This window comes from Saccharopolyspora erythraea, from assembly GCF_018141105.1.
In the GTDB taxonomy this organism is placed as follows: Bacteria; Actinomycetota; Actinomycetes; order Mycobacteriales; family Pseudonocardiaceae; genus Saccharopolyspora_D; species Saccharopolyspora_D erythraea_A.
In genome coordinates this window covers 6,380,772-6,397,160 of the sequence record NZ_CP054839.1, presented here as the reverse complement: position 1 = coordinate 6,397,160, position 16,389 = coordinate 6,380,772, and the positions used below count along the sequence as shown (strand labels likewise).

The window sequence follows — 16,389 nt, the reverse complement described above, 5'->3', positions numbered from 1 at the left end:
ACTGATCACGGTAGTGATCATCGTCGACATCTACAACGGTGAGTGCCCCGGGCCGTTGCTGCGGTTGCCCGAAGGCGAGCCGGTGGTCGTTGACGACTTCAGCGACATCGACCCCCCGAGCACCTCGCTGACCAAGTTCCTCACCGATCTTGCGCGGCCAGAAAGGCAGCAGGCAGGCGGCCCCGGAGGGGTGGCCCTTGATGGCTGGGTCCGGGTGCCAGGCGGGGTGACTGCGACGGGGCGCGGGCCGGTTGTGCACGGCCTGTTCGGGTACCAGAAGATGCCGATGGGTGGTTCGGCAAGCACACGGGACGCGCCCGGAGGTGATTTTCCGGTGTCGTACGGAGCTGACAATTCCGGCCTGCTGTGATCGAAAGGACTCTCGATGTTGCGTCGTGCTGCCACGGCGTTCCTGGTCAGCCAGTCCTGGGATCGTCAGCGCTCCATCTACAGCACTCTCGCCGGGCTCCCACCGCACGTGATCGACGAGAACACGGCAGGCCCGGCGGCACCCGAATTCTGAAACCCTGCCACGCCGGCCTGGAGGAGGCCACCACCGCGACGAATGAGCCAGGACGCCCAGATCGGAATTCCGGTGGTCGACCCGGGACACCACGGGTCGTCGAGACCGGGCTGCGGCCGCTCGGGCCGGGCACGATCACCGGCGCGGGGCGGCTGCGCGAGGAACTGGACACCCTCCGCGGGACCGGGATCGCGTACGAAGCCGAGGAATCCGGCCCGGGCGTCGCCTGCGCTGCCGCCCCGGTCGTGCACCGGACCGGCAATCCGATCGCCGGGTTGTCGATCAGCACGAGGTTAGGCCAGGTGGACGTCTCCTCGCTCGGCCCGGCCGTGCGCACCGCGGCGATCGCGCTGGGCCGCCAGGCCGGCCAGATGCCCAGCCTGGCCGGGTCGGCGTGGGCGGGACTGCGGTAGGCGGTGGGATGTCAGCCGCGCCGGCGCTGTGCGACTCCAGCGCCGGCGCGGACAGAACGTGCTGGTGGTCGCGTTGACCGTTACCTTATTTGTCTCGACCACTCACCGGCGTCCCAGCTGCTGCTCGTCAATTCGCCGACCCGCACAGCCCCTGGTAGCGCGGCACCAACGAGAACACAAATGGCCTGCTGCGCCGATATCTCCCCAAGGGCACCGATTTCGCCCGCTGGAACCACGACGAACTCGACGCCGTCGCCGCTGCACTCAATGACAACGACGCCTGAGCAAACTCACCCCGGTCGAGTTTGAGACCATCTACACCACCGCGACAGCGGCCTCAAACCAGTCAACCCCCGGTGACAACCGAACTCTGGGTAGACCCCCGGCCAATGCGCGAGCAATGGTCCACGAACTCGACGGGTGCGTCAGGTACCTGCGTGTGCGGAAGTGGCGAACGCGGCCAGTGCCTCTCGGAAGGCGTCGGGGGCGACGCTGAACGGTCCGTGAAACGGGTGCAGGAGCTCGATTGAGATGAAGATGGTGAGGCTGATGGTCAATGTCAGCAGTACCATCGTCGCGATGTTCGCTGGCCGCATGCTGAGCCCGATGATCAGCGGGAAGGCGATCATCAGCACGCCACCGAGGATGCTGGCCGTCAGCAGCATGATGTTGAAGTTCTGGTCGTCGGTGGCCACGTTGACCCGCTGGCGATGCCCCTCGTCGATCTGTCGGAGGTTATCCATCGACTGTTCCCGCGCTGTCTTGAGCGTCTCGTCGTCCGCAGGGAGCGCGAGCACCTCGGCACGTAGCGAGTTCAGGAGCCGCTCGGTCTCGGGGTCGGTCTCGCCCCGATCCAGTGCTGACCACTCGTGGTCGGCGACCCGTGCTGCGTACTGGGCGGTCAGGGAGCGGATGGTGTTGGCATGTGGCTCGGGCGCTGTGCTGATCTGCCAATGTGTGTCGATGAGCGCGTTCGCCTCCTGTTCTGAGGCCTTGTCGATGTCGTCGCCGTTCTGCCAGGCGAACACGATGTAGAACGCCAGCACGACGGTGAACAAGGCGTTGAGTACGCCGCCGACGAACGCTTGCGAATCGGAGTCCGCCTCGCCGGAAACCGCGGTCTTGCGGCGTGCGTTGAGCACGATGAACCCAACGACGCACAGGGGAAGCAGCACCATAGCCAGCAGGGTGGGGAGAAGCACAAGGTTCCGTTCTTGGGTGCGCCTGGCAGGACAAGAATGGGATCGGATGTGGCATGAAGCCACTCGTCCTTCGAAAACAAGGTTACCTGCTGCGGATTGACGTGAAAACGGCCCCGTAGCGAGTGCTACCAACTTCACCCGTTCGGGTGATCTTGAACTGCCACGGAGACGTATCTGCGGTGTCTGCAGCCTCTTTCTGCGCTATGTCGACACGGGTAGTTCCTGGGCAGATAGCACGCGAAGTCCAAAGTGGATGTTTGGAAGTGCAGTACGAGGACTGCAGTGCTTCCTGTTAGGGTCCGGTCGGGCTGATACGGGAATCGAAGCGGGCGTCCTGGCCGGGCCGGGTTCGGTCGGCAGGTATGGAACTTTTCGCAAGTCGATGCACGAAGCTGGTGAGATGCTGTGCGGAAATGGCGTGTGCCATGGCCATCCTGGTTGCTCGCGTTCGCGTTGCTGTTGCTGGCGCCGCTGCTGTGCTCCGCGGAAGTTCACGGGGCCGCTCGGATCGATCCGGGTGATCCCGCAGCCGGCTCTACGACGGTCGGAGGCGTCTCGCCCTTCGGTGCGTCGTCGGTAGCCAAGTTGAAAATCCCGCGTGGAACACGGATTGTCGACGCAAGACTGCGGTGGACCAGCGGACCGGAGGGCCGGTGCGGTGCGCTTCCCGGGCTCGGGGAGCCGATGCTGTCGATCGGTTCGGTGCAGGTCGTGGCCGGACGCATCACCAGTGGGCCGCATGGCGACATCGCACACGCAAACGTGACCGGACAGCTGCCCGGCATGATCGCCGCCGACGGGAGCGTGATCGTCTTCGCTGGTTTGCGGCAGGAACCCGGGACTTCCTGCAGCGTCGGTTGGACATTGCACGTCGTGTGGACCAACGAGAAGCCGGCCATCGACATACGCACCGAGGCGACTTCCGCAGAAGGCGCTCCTGGTGACCGGCTGACCCAGACGGCCGTGATCACCAACTCTGGTGATGTGCCGTTGGCCGGGGTGGTGGCCGATCTCGATTCCGGACCCTGCCGCATGCCGATCGGCCAGCTCGATCCCGGACAGCAGCGCGTGGTTTCGTGCCCGGGTACGCCACCCGTACATGGCCAGGTGGCCGCAGCGACGCACGGCTGGAGCCCCAGCGGCCGACCCGTTCATGCGGAAGCAACCGGGCGGTTTCAATTGCATCCTCCGCCGCAAGCGGCGGTGTCGCTGGACATCGGGCATATAGAGCCCATCCCGGGCACAGATGCAGCCGAGGTTCCGGTCACGGCGCGGAACACATCGTCATCGGTGACACTGGTCGACGTCGCGGTGACCGGGCAGCCGGCGTCGTGTCGGCGCGAGATCGAACGCCTGGAGCCGGGGGAGGCGTTTTCCTACCTATGTCGTGTGAAGACCGGGACTTCGGTGGACCTCACGGTTGTAGCGAGGCCGGTGACCGGGGGCGTGGCGGCGGATTCCGCAGATCTAGTGCGAGCCACTGCGCATGCGATGGTGCCCGCCACACCGTCGGTCACGCCACCTGCTTCGCCAATCGATGAGCCTCCTGCGCCGCGGTACGAGCAAGCCGGTCCCAGTGCCCTGCGGGAGTCACCCGAGAAGGCAGCGGGTTTCATCGCGATCCTCGGTGTACTGGTGATGATGGTCAGCGTCGGTGCGCTGTCCTCGGCAACCCGTGTCGGCAAGTGACCTCACGGGGGACCTTCGCATCGGATCGGCCTGTGGAACTCGACGAGTAGCTAGGAGTCACGCATGTCCGCAGAACTGGTCGTCGTCGGACTGGGCTACGTCGGGTTGCCGCTGGCAGCCCGGGCGTGTGAAGCCGGCTTGGCGGTCATCGGCTTGGACATCAGCAGCGAGGTGGTGGCCGAGGTCAACGCAGGTCGGTCGCACGTCCAGGACGTCTCCGACGAGGTGGTCGTCGGGATGACGGCGAACGGGTTCACCGCGACGACCGACCCTTCGGTGCTCGGCGCCGCCGAAACCATCGTGCTCTGCGTACCCACTGGGTTGTCGGACACCGGGGAGCCGGACCTGACGGCGGTGCGGACGGCGGCCCGAACTGCTTCCGGGTGGCTGTGCCCGGGGACCCTCGTGGTCCTGGAATCCACCTCTTACCCGGGTACCACAGAGGAAGTGGTGCGCCCGATCCTGGAGCAGGGCAGCGGGTTGCGCGCAGGTGACGACTTTCACCTGGCCTACTCCCCAGAGCGAATCGACCCGGGCAACGCGGCGTTCGGGGTCCAGAACACACCGAAGATCATCAGCGGTGTCACACCGCTTTGCGCCAAGTACGGTGTCGCGTTCTACGGCCGGTTCGTCGACACCCTGGTGGTGTCTCGTGGCACGCGGGAGGCTGAGATGGCCAAGGTCCTGGAAAACACCTATCGCTACGTGAACATCGCGTTGGTGAACGAGGTCGCGCTGTTCTGCGACCAGATGGGCATCGACGTCTGGGATGTGCTGCATTGCGCTGCGACGAAGCCGTTCGGTTTCGCCGCGTTCCATCCAGGGCCGGGAGTCGGGGGCCATTGCATCCCGGTCGACCCGCTGTATCTTCAAAGCAAGGCGAACACAGTGGGATTCTCCTTCAGCACGCTCGCCGCCGCGCGCGAGGTGAACCAGCGCATACCGGAGCACGTAGTGACTCGGGTGGCGAAGCTCATCGAGGAGCAGGGCAAGCCGGTTTCCGGTGCGCGGGTGGTGCTGCTGGGCGTGACCTACAAACGGGATGTGTCCGATACGCGTGAGTCGCCGGCGTTCCCGGTAGCGCGCGGACTGTTGGCCAGGGGTGCGGACGTTCGCTTTCATGATCCCCACGTGCCCTCGTTCGCGGTGGACGATTCGCAGCTGGCCAAAGTGGACCGGCTGGCCGATGCGCTGCAGAGTGCGGATATCGCGATCCTGCTACAGGACCACGCGTGCTATGACCCCGTAGAACTGGCAGCTTCCGGGTGTGCGCTGTTGGACACCCGGGGACGCAGCACGGGCAAGAACGTGACTCTGCTGTGACAGCCTGTTCGTGAACTCGATTCCTGTAGTGATACGGACAGCGGCCCTTCAGGCGCCGCCTGGGCTTCGGGACCACCTTCGGATGTATGGTCCACTGCGCTGCGGTGGGATCGATCTCGCCAGGCGACGTGCGAGCACACCCAGCATTCGCCAACAGACTCTGGCGCACCCCAGCGGAGCGCGTGGGGAGTGCCGATTGTGCTGAAGCAAATGCCCTGGGGCGACCGATTCGGCTGGCTCGCGGCTGAGATTGTGAGCTGATCGCCCCCGAATCCGCTTGCCATGGCGGCCGGCGCTCCTCCCATGGGGGCACCGGCCGCGTGTTGCTGCGGGTGGTTCAGTGCGCGGGTAGCAGCGCGGGCGCGAATGCGATGGGCATTTCCGGCTCGAGGTGCAGGTCCGCGCCGGTCACCGGTTTCTCGGCTTGGATCAGGATGTTGTAGTGGTTCGGGAAGTGGCAAGCGTCGAAGCCCAGCACGGTTCCGAGCAGCGTTGAGCCGATCCAGAACTCGTCGCCGCGGTCGATCACGCCGGCGCACCCGATTTCGGCGAACCCCAGGAAGCCGACGCGGTCGATGCGGGCGCCGGGTGAGGTGTCCTCGTGGTCGGTGGTCGCCAGTTCGTGGATCTCGCCTTGCCGGACACAGCGGCTCGCGTGTGGTTCGAGGGACATGCCCCGTTGCTCCCGGCGGTGCAGCAGCACTTTCACCAGGGTGCCGCTGATGGTCCGTTTCGGTCCGTCTTCTTCGAAATTCACCGTGGTTGCCCTTCTGACGCCAGGTCGCCGGTTCGTTCGTTGTGATAGCTCTGTGCGACGAGGTCGAGTGCCGGTAGGCCGCCGTCGTCTCGCGTGGCACCGGAGATGGTCGCGTCGAAGTCGTCGAGGATTCCGATGTATTCGTGCCACAGCGAGGATTTGAAGCCAGGGTGGCCGGCCAGCATGTCCGCCTGGAGCCGTGTTCCGTCTGAGAGTAGGACGTCGACGTCTTTGATCTCCCCAGGATGCGACCAGTCGAGTTCGACGGTGGCCGGAATGCCGGTGGCCGAGCGCAGTTCGATCACGGCTTGGCGATCGGTTCCGTGCTGGTCGCGTCGCACGCTTGCGGCCGCGACCGTGACGTCGTCGAGGAACATGCGAACCAGGTCGAAGGCGTTGGGCCCGTTGTCTGCAACACATCCGCCGCCGCACCGCTGCGGGTCCAGGTACCAGTTGTCGGCACCTATGTGGTCTTCGATGAGTTCGTTGTACCGGACGGTCAGCTTCTCGATCGTGCCGCCTCGGCGGACCTGGTCCGCCAGATGCAACACGTTCTCGTTGTACCGGCGGTGGAAGGCGGTGAACAGCGGTGTTCCGGTGGCGTCGGCCAACGCGGCGAGCTCGCGGCCGTCGTCGAGCGACACCGCCAACGGCTTTTCCACACAGACCGGGATCCCAGCGTGCAGGGCGTCCCTGCACACCGCTTCGTGGACGTCGTTGGGCACGGTGACCACCACAGCATCCAGGTCTACCTCCTGGAACATCGTGCGATGGTCGCGGAAACACGGCGTGTCGGATCGGTGCGGTTTTAGTGCGGCGGAACGGGTGTCGCACACAGCCGCCAACGTCCAACTGGGATTGTGGTGGATCGAGCCCAGGTAGTATTTCGAGATCGTGCCCAGGCCGACGACCGCGACCCGTCGTGCGTTTCCGGCGGTAGCGGTCACTGGTCATCACCTGCGGGTCGGGTGTCGGGCAGCCCGAGTTCGAGTAGTTCTCGGTGGAGGTGTACGGGGATCGGGACTCCGCGGTGGTGGTGTTCGAAGGCTCGTTCGGCCTCCCACCAGCCGGGATACCGGACCAGATCCCCGGGTGCTGCCGGCGGGCAGCTGGCCAGGGAATCGAACATCGTGTGCGCGTCGGCGCCGAAAGAGCCGTCCGGGCGAAGCAGGTCCGGCGCGATCGCCAGGACGAAGAAGCCGATTCCGTCATCGCGTCCGTGTGGGCCACCGTCGCCCTGCAGCGCCGCCGGCGCGGGGCCGAGGTTGGCGCCGGGTAGCAACGCGGCCAGCAGTTCGACGACGAGACCCAGGCCGTAACCCTTGTAGGCGCCGGTTTCCGGGGAACCACCCAGCCAGCCCAGGTGCGCCAGGCCGCGATCGAAGGCAGTGGGATCGGTGACCGGATTCCCGGCCTCATCGGTGAGCCAACCGGGCGGAATGGTCTCGCCGCGGCTCGCGGCGGTGCGCACCTTGCCGGTGGGAACCACTGTGGTGCTCATGTCGAGCACGAATGGGTGGTCGGTCAAGGCCGGGGCGGCGACGGCGAGCGGATTGGTCCCGAGCATCGTCAGTGCGCCGAGCGGTGGCCGGGCGATGCGTTGGCCGCCACAGTTGCTCGCGACGATACCGACCATGCCCTGCTCGGCGGCGCGTGCCGCATGATAGCCGGCGCAGCCGAAGTGCGTCGCATCGCGGATCGAGACCAGGCCGATCCCGTGTTGTCCGGCGCGTTGGATGGCGGTGTCCATCGCTTCGGCGGCTGACCACAGGCCGAGTGCGCGCCGCGAGTCGACGACGGCGCACGCACCGGTGTCGGTGATGATCTCCGGCTCCGCGGCCGGGTCGACGCGGCCGGAGGCGAACAGCGGCAGGTAGAGGCGTGAAAGGTTGAACACGCCGTGCGAGTCGAATCCCTGCAGGTCGCCGTGGCACAGCGCGGAGGCGGCAGTGTGTGCGCGGCGCGGCGGTATCCCGCGTTCGGTGAACAGTTCGCGGACGCATGCGTGCAGGTCTTCGTAGCGCACGCGGACGGTGTCCGCGCAAGTCTGCGTTTGCTGTTGCAGCGTCATTGAGTCCTCCCTTCCTGGGACTGGCAGCGGTGGTGATCGGTGAAGCCGGTGAGGAGTGCGGAGACGATGGATGCGTATCGCCGGAGTTCGTCCAGTTCGGCGTATTCCCCTTCGGCGTGCGCGTTGTTTCCGTCGAGGGTTCCGGGGCCCAGCACTGCGGTGTAGGTGTCGGGAGCGCCGTCCATCCAGATCGCGTCGCAGGTGAAGGACGGGGTGTTATCCGGCCAGCGAGCCGCACCAGCGTTGGTGAGGAGTTTTTCGGCCCATGCCGCGGAGTTGTGCAGACACGGTAGGCCACGCTTGAGCCAGTCCACGCGGGTGATGGACGAGGCGTTGGCTGCGGTGCGGGCGAATTCCCGGGTGTGGGCGAAGGATGCGGTGAACTGCTCGACTCCGCTGTTGACTGCCGCGAGTAATTCGGCCTCCGCCGCAGCGCCCTCGGCAGAGTCCGAGTAGGAGAGGTTCAGCAGCAACTTTCCGCTGCCGTAGACCCGATTGTGCAGGCCGCCGGTGTGGATGCCGGCAACGCAGAGCCGGGCCGGGCGGTGCCGCGGATCGAGTTCACGGGCGAGGTGCTGGGCGAGGAAACCGAGGAGCACCGTGGCGTTGTGCCCGGCATCGGGCCGGTCGTCGATGGCGCCGTGGCCGTCCACCTGCAGGCACGCTGTCATCGAGGCCGTCGCACGAGGCAGGTACTGCAGGCCCGTCGGTTCGCAAAAGATGTTCAGACGACCGAAATATCCGGCCTCCACTAGCGGGCGAGTCCCGAAGGTGCCCATTGCGCCGCCTTCTTCGCCCGACACCGCCTGTACGAGAACTCCGACGTCTCGCCCGAGTGCCGGAGTGGTCCGGGCGGCGTCGCGGATGCCCGCGAGCAGGGCAACCGCTGGCCCTTTCGCGTCGATGGCGCCGCGTCCGGTGAAGCAACCGTCGCGGAAAGCCACCGGTTCGATGCCGGCGACCGTGTCCAGGTGGACGTTGAACATCACGGTGGCCTCGCGTGGGAGCTCGGGGCCGAGGCGGAGCACTAGGCTCGGCTGTTGCGCGAGGAACTGCGGGTCTGCCGCGGCGTCGCGCACGGTACGCGGCACGTCGGCACGCGTTAAGACCTCCGGTGCCGGGCTTTCGTGGCGCACGGTCTGGAATCCGAGGGCGGCCGCGGCCCGGGCGTAGCTGCGCTGTGCTTGCCACAGCTGTGGCGGTGGGTCGGCTGCGGACGCTTCCAACGGCCCGACCGTGGGGGTTGTCAGCAGGTGCAGGAGCAGGTCCCGATCGTCGCAGTTGAAGATCTCGTGATGCATCACGACGTGACGTGTCCGGTCTTGGCGGAGGAATCCCGCTCATCGAGCGCGTTGGATGCTACGGCTTCGTTCAGCAGCGTTTCCAGGCGCCGACCGGCCTTCACGAACGGCTCCGCATCGGAACCGGTCGGCTGGATGCCGTCATGCGGCCGGCTGAGCAGGTGCGGTTCGATCGACAAGGCGCCCGAGTAGCCGTTCGAGATCAACAGTCGCAGGCTTTCGGCGACGCGGCACTGCCCTTGGCCGGGTAGGACGTATGTGGCGTCACCCGGCTCGCCGATCGCGTCCTTGATGTGCACGTGCGCGACGTAGGGCAGGATTCGCCGGAGTACGTCGTAGGTGTCGTAGCCGTACTCGACGCCGTTGCCGGTGTCGAAGAGCAACCCCAGCGAGGCACCACCGGCCTCGTGGACCAGCTCCAGCATCCGGTCGGGGTTGCTGCCAGCCCATCCGGCGCAGTTCTCGTGCACCAGCGTGACGCCATGTCCTGCGGCGCGCTCGGCCAGCAGGGTGAGGCGCGCCAACGCGCGATCACTCCACTCTGCGTCGGAAAGGCCGTCGTTCGGGTAGGACATGATTCGGATCAATCGGGTGCCCAGTTGGTGACAACGTTCCGCCAGGACGTCAAGTTCGTGCACGTCGTCGGCGAATGGCGAGGTGATGGTTCGGGACCAGTTTCCGATTCGGGAGGCGAGGCACACCACGTCGAGGCCGGCGGCTCGGACAGCGCGCAGCACGTGGGAGAACGGCTCGGGGGCCAGATCCGCCAGCGCGATCCCGTCTACTGTGCGTAGTTCGATTGCCGACCAGCCGAGACGTGTGACGGCGGTGATCTGGTCGGTCAGTGCGGTGGCTGCTTCGTCTCCGATGCCGGCGAGACGGTTCGGTGCGGGAGGTTGTTCAGCACGCATGGTGGAGACTTTCCTTCGGCGGGGATGTGACGACCTGCTCGGCCGCCAGGCACAGTCGCTTCGCTGCCGCAAGCAGCCCGACGACGTCGTAGTGCAGGTCGAACGTCCCGTGGTCGCTGCGTGTAGCGCTTTGGAAATGGCGGTAGGCGCTCACCACGAAGTTGGTCAGTGCGTCATCGCGGAAGACTTCCCGGCTCGTGGATTCGCCGCGGATCAGCAGCTGTGCATGGTCGTCACTCTCGCTTATCGGATACTGGCCGATCGCCTGGCCGCGGTCGAATTCCAAGGTGATCTGGCGTTGCTTCATCGGTGCGGTCAGGTCGGAGAAGATCTCGGTGACGACACCGTTGTGGTGCTGGAGGGCCATGCGCGCGCTGCCCATCCGGGGGAGCAGGCAGCTCGGGGCGTGCATGTCGGTCCACGTCGCGTGGCGGACCGCCGCCGACCCTGCCAGGTGTAGTACTACGGCGAGGGAATGCGGCACTTCGACGTCGAACGCCGTCGGGTGCCCGTCGGCACTGGTTGAGCGGGTGAACCGGGGTTTGTGCTGGTCCACCGCGATTGATCGCAGTTCGCCGAGCCGCTGCTGTCGGATCAATGACTTGAGCCGGCGGGTGAGCTCGGAGTCCAGCCAATGCGTCACCACCGCCGGGTCGAGCCCGTGCCGGCTGCGCAGCGCGCTGATCTCATCCAGCTCGCGGACGTCGGTGGCGAGGGGTTTCTCCACGATGAACCGCTGGAAGCCGAGTTCGGCGAGGCCGGCGAGCAGTTCGGCCCGGTTCTGCGGTGGCGTGCAGAGGTGCACCACGGTGCTGTCCGGGTCCAGTAGCTCTGCGGCCGCGCGTGTGGAGTCGACGGTGGTCACGCCGGAAGCGGCACGGCGCCTTTCCGGGTCCGGGTCGCATGCGACGACGGGACGGGGGTGGAAGAGTTCGCTTGCAGCAGCCCGAGCTTTTGCCAGGACCGGCAAATGCAGGCCGGCGCCTGCCCGGCCGAGGCCGACCACGAATGGTTGCAGCATTGTACTCCGTAGCTACGCGCTTTGGTCGCGGGGCCGGATCAGTCGTTCCATGCCGATCGATAGGACCCATCGCGGCGTGACGGCACTCCGGTCGGAGCGAAGGTACTGGTCCTCAGAAGTCGAATGGAAGCCGTCCTGAAGGAAGGAGGTTCGCGTCTCACCCCATCGAGTGAAAACTTCCACCGTGGCGACTGACGGCTTTCGTTACGGATTGCGTGTCCGCTAGCTTGTTGATCACCAACCCGATCGATTGTCCTCACAGGAGTGTGGTCGTCTTGGCCCGCGGGGCGGATTCCGTCGGCTCGAATGATGAGCTCATGACCTCGCCTGATGTAACAGCTCCCGCCGATGTTCCTGTTCCGTTCTTCTCGCAAGCCCGAACGTTCGATCGGCTTTGGTCGTCCATCAGCGCCCGTGTGGAGGAGGTCTTCGACAACGGGAAGTTCTCCCACGGGCGCCAGGTCGGTGAACTGGAGCGCCGGCTCGCCGACTACACCGGTGCGCGTTTCGCGGTAGGGGTCAACAGCGGCACCGATGCACTGATTCTGCTGCTGCGCGCGGCCGGGTTACGTCCCGGTGACGAAGTCGTGGTACCGGCGTATTCGTTCGTCTCCACCGCGACATCGGTCGTGCTCGCCGGCGGGCGACCGGTGTTCGCCGACATCGATCCGGTCACCTACGCGCTCGATGCGGCCGAGGTTGACCGGGTCGCGGGGCCGCGTACCCGCTTCGTGATGCCGGCGCACCTGTTCTGCCAGATGGCCGATATGTCCGCGTTGCGCGAAGTCGCCGACCGCCGCGGGCTGACCCTGCTGGAGGACAGCGCCGAGGGAATCGGGATGCGGCAAGCCGGGATCCACGCGGGGCTGCACGGTGCCGGTGGCGTGCTGTCTTTCTTCCCCAGCAAGACTTTGGGCGCTCTAGGCGACGCCGGTGCGGTGCTCACAAACGATCCCCAGGTCGCCGAGCTGGTCGCCGGGCTACGACACCACGGCCGATTCGGCCGGACCCTCGACAACTTTCCGGGCATTTCCACCGAAACCGGACTGGTGGGCACCAACAGCAAGATGGACGACATCCAGGCAGCCGTGCTACTGGCCAAGATGACGTGCCTGGATACCGACATCGCCCGCCGAGCGAGACTGGCCGAAGCCTACGGGGAACGTCTCAGCGGGGTACCCGGTGCGCTCCGGTGTCCGGAGGTGGTCGACCGGGGACCGGGTTCGGCGGCGGTCTTTTACGTGTACCTGATCGAGGTCGAACATCGCGACGAGCTGGTCGACCACTTGGCTCGGTGCGGGATCGGCACTGAAACGTACTACCCGATGCCACTGCACCTGCAACCCTGCTTTGCCGGGCACGGGCACCGCCGGGGTGACTTCCCGACCGCGGAAGCCGCAAGCGAGCGGGCCGTGGCCTTACCGCTGTACCCCGATCTCGAAGACGGGCAAGTCGACCGGGTCTGCTCCGTTGTTCGCGAATTCTGCTTCCGGAGGTACGGCTGATGCGTGCGGAAATCCCGTTCTTCCCTCCGGACCTGTTCGCCGACGACCGCAAGGTCATGCTCGAGTTGCTGCAGGAGATCGGCACCGCGCGCGAACAGAAGTTCATCCTTGGTACACGCACCGCCGATTTCGAGGAGCTGCTGCGGGATTCGCTCGGCGCAGCCGATGTAGTGGCGTGCGGGAGTGGCACAGCCGCGCTCGGCCTCGTGTTGCGCGCGATGGGAATCGGGTCCGGAGACGAGGTCGTCGTGCCGGCCTTCGGTTGCGCGCCACTGGCATCGTCGGTGCTCGAGGTTGGTGCGAAGCCTGTCTTCGCCGATATCGACCCGCACACCATGGTCGTCGATCCCGACGACGTCGAGCGACGGATCACCGACCGGGCCAAGGCGATCATGCCAGCACACATGTTCTCGATCATGGCGGATATGCCGCGCTTGGTGGAGCTGGCGGCACAGCACAAGTTGCGGCTTCTCGAGGATTCCGCGGTCGCGCAGGGGGCGGTGCTTCGCGGTACGCCCGCCGGGCTCTGGGGGAATGCGGGTGTCTTTTCGTTCGTGCAGGTGAAGTCCTTCGGCATGCCCGGCGAGGGCGGTGCGGTCGTCACTGGCGATCCGGAGCTGGGGCGCACGGTGCGGATGCTGCGCAACCACGGGCAGAACCGGCGGCGGTTCGTCTACGACATCGTCGGGACGAACAGTCGGTTCGACGAGATCCAGGCGGCGTTTCAGACCTACCGGTTCGCGGGATTCCCGGCGCGCCTGGAACGTCGCGCCGCCATCGCCGACTACTACACCGAACGCTTCTCCCGGCTCAACGGTCGCGCCATCGTGCCTCCACCGCCAGGGAGGGAGGGACGTTGCTACTACGTCTACTGCTTACAAGTCGAGAAACGCGATGAGTTGCGCGATCACCTGGCGTCGCGGGGCATCGGCTCGCACGTCTACTACCCGCAGCCACTGCCGCTGCAGGCTGGATTCGCGCCGCACGCTCCCGCAGGTGGGCGGTGGCCGAACGCCGAATACGCGAGCCGGCGGATCCTGGCATTGCCGATCTACCCGCACCTCAGTGACTCCGAGGTCGCTCGAATCGCCGATGCGGTCTGCGATTTCGCCCGAGAGGACGGTGCTCTGCGGTGACGACTGTCCCATCCGATATGCACGGCTACGTGTTCAGCGATGGTAACCACCGAGACGAGCAGTACCGGTGCTTGTCCGCTGCCCATGACCCGATGACCACTGAACGGCTCGCAGCCACTGGCGTTTCCGACGGCTGGCACTGCTTGGAGCTGGGGGCCGGCAACGGCTCCATCGCGAGATGGCTCGCCGACCGCGTCGCGCCCACCGGAACCGTTGTGGCCACCGATGTGGAGCGAGGCCGCATCGGTGATCATCCCAACCTGACAACAGCCGTGCACGACGTCAGGGTCGAACCGTTACCCGAGAACCGGTTCGATCTGATCGCGGCAAGACTGGTTCTCCAACAGCTCGCTGAACGTGATTCGATCATGGCAGCACTCGTACGGGCTTTGAAGCCGGGCGGCTGGTTGCAGATCGAGGAACTCGATACCGCCTATGAACCGCCGCTGCTGACGGCTGATGAACGGTCCGCGCAGGTTTACCAGAAGTTCCTGACCGCAAAAACCACGTTGATGCGTGCGCGTGGCGGCGATCCTGAGTGGGGGAGGCGTGTCGCCTCAGCGATGCGCGTGGCAGGCCTGGTGGACATCGACCCGCGGCCGTACGTCCAGTTGCGACATGCACGGTCAGCCGATCTGCAGCTGCAGGTCAATCACACGTATCAATTGCGGGATGGGCTGGTCTCGGTCGGGATGACCGATGAGGAGTTGGCGGAGGTACGCGCGGTGATGCGCGACCCGTCGTTTCGGGCCTCTTCCAGTGTCATGTACTCGGTGCAGGGGCGAAAGGAACGGCAGTCGTGACGACGACGGCTTCGGTGCCCAAGGCGGTCCCTGAGGTCGCCGCCCGGGTGGCGCAGGCGCAGCTGACCGCCTTACCGGCGGACTGCGCGGCAGCGCAGGTCGAGGCGGATATCGACTGGTCCGGCCCGGTTGGAATTCCGCTGCCGGACGAGTCTGCGGTGCAGGCGGCATGCGGGCTCATGCATGTGCACGGACGGGCCGCAGGTCGTCCGGCTCGGCTCGGGGTGGACTACGCCTCCACTGTGGCCGGAGTACTCGCGGCGCAGGGTGTTCTGGCGGGTTCGATCGCATGTGCTAGGGGCACCCGACTGAGCTCGGTTCGCACGTCCGTCGCGCAGGCCGCGTTGTTGGCGGTGCAGCAGTACCTCGCGGTAGCGACCAGCGATGACGAATGGGTGGAGAGTTGGGAAGCGGGTGGCCGTCCACCGTTTCGGTCGCGGGACGGAACCCGGTTTGAGTTGGAAACGCTACATGCCGAGGGCTGGCAGCTGTTCTGGCGCGAGCTAGGCGCCGAACCCTCAGCGATAGCCGAGGGCTGGTGGCCCTTCCAGCAACGTTTCGCCACGGCATCGGCGAGTCTGCCGTTGGAACTGCACAAGACGTTGGCGGCCGTGGACTATGAGGTCGTGACGGCCGCAGCAGCGTCCGCCGGTATCCACGCGGTGCCGTTGCGGGACGATCCCGCGCATCCGGTCGACGTTGACGCCTGCAGCCTGCGCATGCTCCCGGGGACGGGGGAGATCCCTCCGTCGGCATCCCTTGCGAAACCACTCGAGGGGATCGTCGTGGTGGAGTCGACCCGGCGTGTCCAGGGCCCGGTAGCGGGACACGTTCTGCAGATGCTGGGGGCCGAGGTCATTCGCATCGAGCCGCCGGGTGGTGATCCGATGCGCGGAATCCCACCGATGGCCGGCGATTGCTCCGCGCGCTTCCGGGCCCTGAACGAGGGCAAACGGTTGGTCGAGTTGGACTTCAAGACCGATGCTGGCCGACGCGCAGTTCACGAGCTCGTCGCTGCGGCAGACGTGTTCGTGCACAACTGGGCGCCGGGCAAGGCCGAGCAGCTTGGTCTGGACGCGGCCGATCTCGCCCGCACGAGCCCGGGACTGACCTATGCGTGGGCATCGGGCTGGGAGCCGCTGCCCTGGCCCGACAAGCCGGTGGGCACCGATTTCCTGGTTCAGGCGCACAGCGGTCTGGGCGCCGCTGTGTACCCTGAGGACGAGCCGAGTGCACCGTCGCTGATGACACTCACCGACATCCTCGGAGGGCTGGTGTGTGCGCAGGGAGTGCTGGCCTCGTTGCTCAGACGGGTTCGCACCAATACGGGATCCAGGGTGGACTCTTCGTTGTACTCAGCGGCCGGAGTCGTGCCGCGGTCGCGCCGGCGTCCGTTGTGGACAGAGCTCGATCGGCCGTTGGCGACCGGCGACGGATTCCTCGTGCTGCCGCGCGGAGTAGCTCCCAGCTGCGTTGCGGGGCCACTGGGGCTCAGGTCTGACGGCGGCACCGCCGAGATCGTTGCCAGGGTGCGAGAGCAATCGACTGCGACATTGATCTCTCTGTTGGCGGAAGCAGACGTGGTAGCGACACAGGTGTGCACCGACCTACGGGACCTGGCCGCTGACCCAAGATTTGGCATCGCTCTGGTACACGACAAGCACGTATTCCCCTCGACACCTTGGGAGTTCAAGTGACCGAGCCCTGGATGTCCCAGACGGGCACCGAGATACG

At 66.1% G+C, this 16,389-nt stretch carries 16 protein-coding genes and 1 pseudogene; 10 read left to right on the top strand and 7 right to left on the bottom strand.

Translation table 11 applies throughout. The annotated features are described in order from the left end of the window. Positions 1-13: 13 nt before the first annotated feature. From HUO13_RS28555 to HUO13_RS28545, 4 genes and pseudogenes are all read left to right on the top strand, one after another. On the top strand, positions 14-370 hold the full coding sequence (locus HUO13_RS28555) for a hypothetical protein (protein WP_211898080.1): 357 nt from the start codon (positions 14-16) through the stop codon (positions 368-370). A 15-nt stretch (positions 371-385) separates the two neighbouring features. After that, positions 386-523 carry a hypothetical protein gene (locus HUO13_RS37815; protein ID WP_249124142.1) on the top strand — a complete coding sequence of 46 codons (138 nt, stop codon included), beginning with the start codon at positions 386-388 and terminating at the stop codon, positions 521-523. Next, entirely contained in the window at positions 517-936 is a 420-nt protein-coding gene (locus HUO13_RS38205; RefSeq protein WP_282976946.1) for an IclR family transcriptional regulator domain-containing protein, read from the top strand. The genes HUO13_RS37815 and HUO13_RS38205 overlap by 7 nt, the downstream gene beginning before the upstream one ends. Positions 937-1,067: 131 nt before the next feature. Next, positions 1,068-1,205, top strand: a pseudogene (locus HUO13_RS28545) (transposase); the annotation flags it as partial. 156 nt (positions 1,206-1,361) lie between these two features. Here HUO13_RS28545 and HUO13_RS28540 read toward each other — a convergent pair. Continuing rightward, positions 1,362-2,114 (bottom strand): DUF4239 domain-containing protein, encoded by a 753-nt coding sequence (locus tag HUO13_RS28540; RefSeq protein ID WP_249124141.1) that lies wholly within the window; start codon positions 2,112-2,114, stop codon positions 1,362-1,364. Positions 2,115-2,822: 708 nt separating this feature from the next. On the opposite strand from HUO13_RS28540, the gene HUO13_RS28535 reads away from it, so the two are divergent. Next, positions 2,823-3,827, top strand: coding sequence for a hypothetical protein (locus HUO13_RS28535; protein WP_211898077.1), 1,005 nt, complete (start codon positions 2,823-2,825; stop codon positions 3,825-3,827). Between the two features lie 63 nt (positions 3,828-3,890). After that, entirely contained in the window at positions 3,891-5,150 is a 1,260-nt protein-coding gene (locus HUO13_RS28530; protein WP_211898076.1) for a nucleotide sugar dehydrogenase, read from the top strand. Between the two features lie 337 nt (positions 5,151-5,487). Here the strand turns inward: HUO13_RS28530 and HUO13_RS28525 are convergent, their stop codons facing one another. The 6 genes from HUO13_RS28525 to HUO13_RS28500 are packed head-to-tail and all read right to left on the bottom strand — an operon-like array spanning position 5,488 to position 11,211. Beyond that, the gene (locus HUO13_RS28525; protein ID WP_432757866.1) at positions 5,488-5,853 is read right to left on the bottom strand and encodes a DUF6917 domain-containing protein; all 366 of its coding nucleotides are present in this window, start codon (positions 5,851-5,853) and stop codon (positions 5,488-5,490) included. A 50-nt stretch (positions 5,854-5,903) separates the two neighbouring features. Further along, positions 5,904-6,854: a Gfo/Idh/MocA family protein gene (locus tag HUO13_RS28520; RefSeq protein ID WP_211898074.1), complete on the bottom strand. Its 951-nt coding sequence runs from the start codon at positions 6,852-6,854 to the stop codon at positions 5,904-5,906. Continuing rightward, positions 6,851-7,978 (bottom strand): Ldh family oxidoreductase, encoded by a 1,128-nt coding sequence (locus HUO13_RS28515; RefSeq protein ID WP_211898073.1) that lies wholly within the window; start codon positions 7,976-7,978, stop codon positions 6,851-6,853. The genes HUO13_RS28520 and HUO13_RS28515 overlap by 4 nt, the downstream gene beginning before the upstream one ends. Continuing rightward, a complete protein-coding gene (locus tag HUO13_RS28510; protein ID WP_211903223.1) occupies positions 7,975-9,279 on the bottom strand; it encodes a M20/M25/M40 family metallo-hydrolase in 1,305 nt (434 codons plus the stop codon). Before HUO13_RS28510 ends, HUO13_RS28515 begins: the two co-directional genes overlap by 4 nt. After that, a complete protein-coding gene (locus HUO13_RS28505; protein WP_211898072.1) occupies positions 9,279-10,190 on the bottom strand; it encodes a sugar phosphate isomerase/epimerase family protein in 912 nt (303 codons plus the stop codon). Before HUO13_RS28505 ends, HUO13_RS28510 begins: the two co-directional genes overlap by 1 nt. Next, positions 10,180-11,211 carry a Gfo/Idh/MocA family protein gene (locus HUO13_RS28500; RefSeq protein WP_211898071.1) on the bottom strand — a complete coding sequence of 344 codons (1,032 nt, stop codon included), beginning with the start codon at positions 11,209-11,211 and terminating at the stop codon, positions 10,180-10,182. The genes HUO13_RS28505 and HUO13_RS28500 overlap by 11 nt, the downstream gene beginning before the upstream one ends. Before the next feature lie 317 nt (positions 11,212-11,528). On the opposite strand from HUO13_RS28500, the gene HUO13_RS28495 reads away from it, so the two are divergent. The 4 genes from HUO13_RS28495 (at position 11,529) to HUO13_RS28480 (ending at position 16,352) form a co-directional block, all read left to right on the top strand. Further along, on the top strand, positions 11,529-12,716 hold the full coding sequence (locus HUO13_RS28495) for a DegT/DnrJ/EryC1/StrS family aminotransferase (RefSeq protein WP_211898070.1): 1,188 nt from the start codon (positions 11,529-11,531) through the stop codon (positions 12,714-12,716). Further along, positions 12,716-13,852, top strand: a complete 1,137-nt coding sequence (locus HUO13_RS28490; RefSeq protein ID WP_211898069.1) for a DegT/DnrJ/EryC1/StrS family aminotransferase — start codon at positions 12,716-12,718, stop codon at positions 13,850-13,852. Before HUO13_RS28495 ends, HUO13_RS28490 begins: the two co-directional genes overlap by 1 nt. 92 nt (positions 13,853-13,944) lie before the next feature. Beyond that, the gene (locus HUO13_RS28485) at positions 13,945-14,655 is read left to right on the top strand and encodes a methyltransferase domain-containing protein (protein ID WP_349253342.1); all 711 of its coding nucleotides are present in this window, start codon (positions 13,945-13,947) and stop codon (positions 14,653-14,655) included. Then, positions 14,652-16,352, top strand: coding sequence for a CoA transferase (locus tag HUO13_RS28480; protein WP_211898067.1), 1,701 nt, complete (start codon positions 14,652-14,654; stop codon positions 16,350-16,352). Before HUO13_RS28485 ends, HUO13_RS28480 begins: the two co-directional genes overlap by 4 nt. The last annotated feature ends 37 nt before the right edge of the window (positions 16,353-16,389 follow it).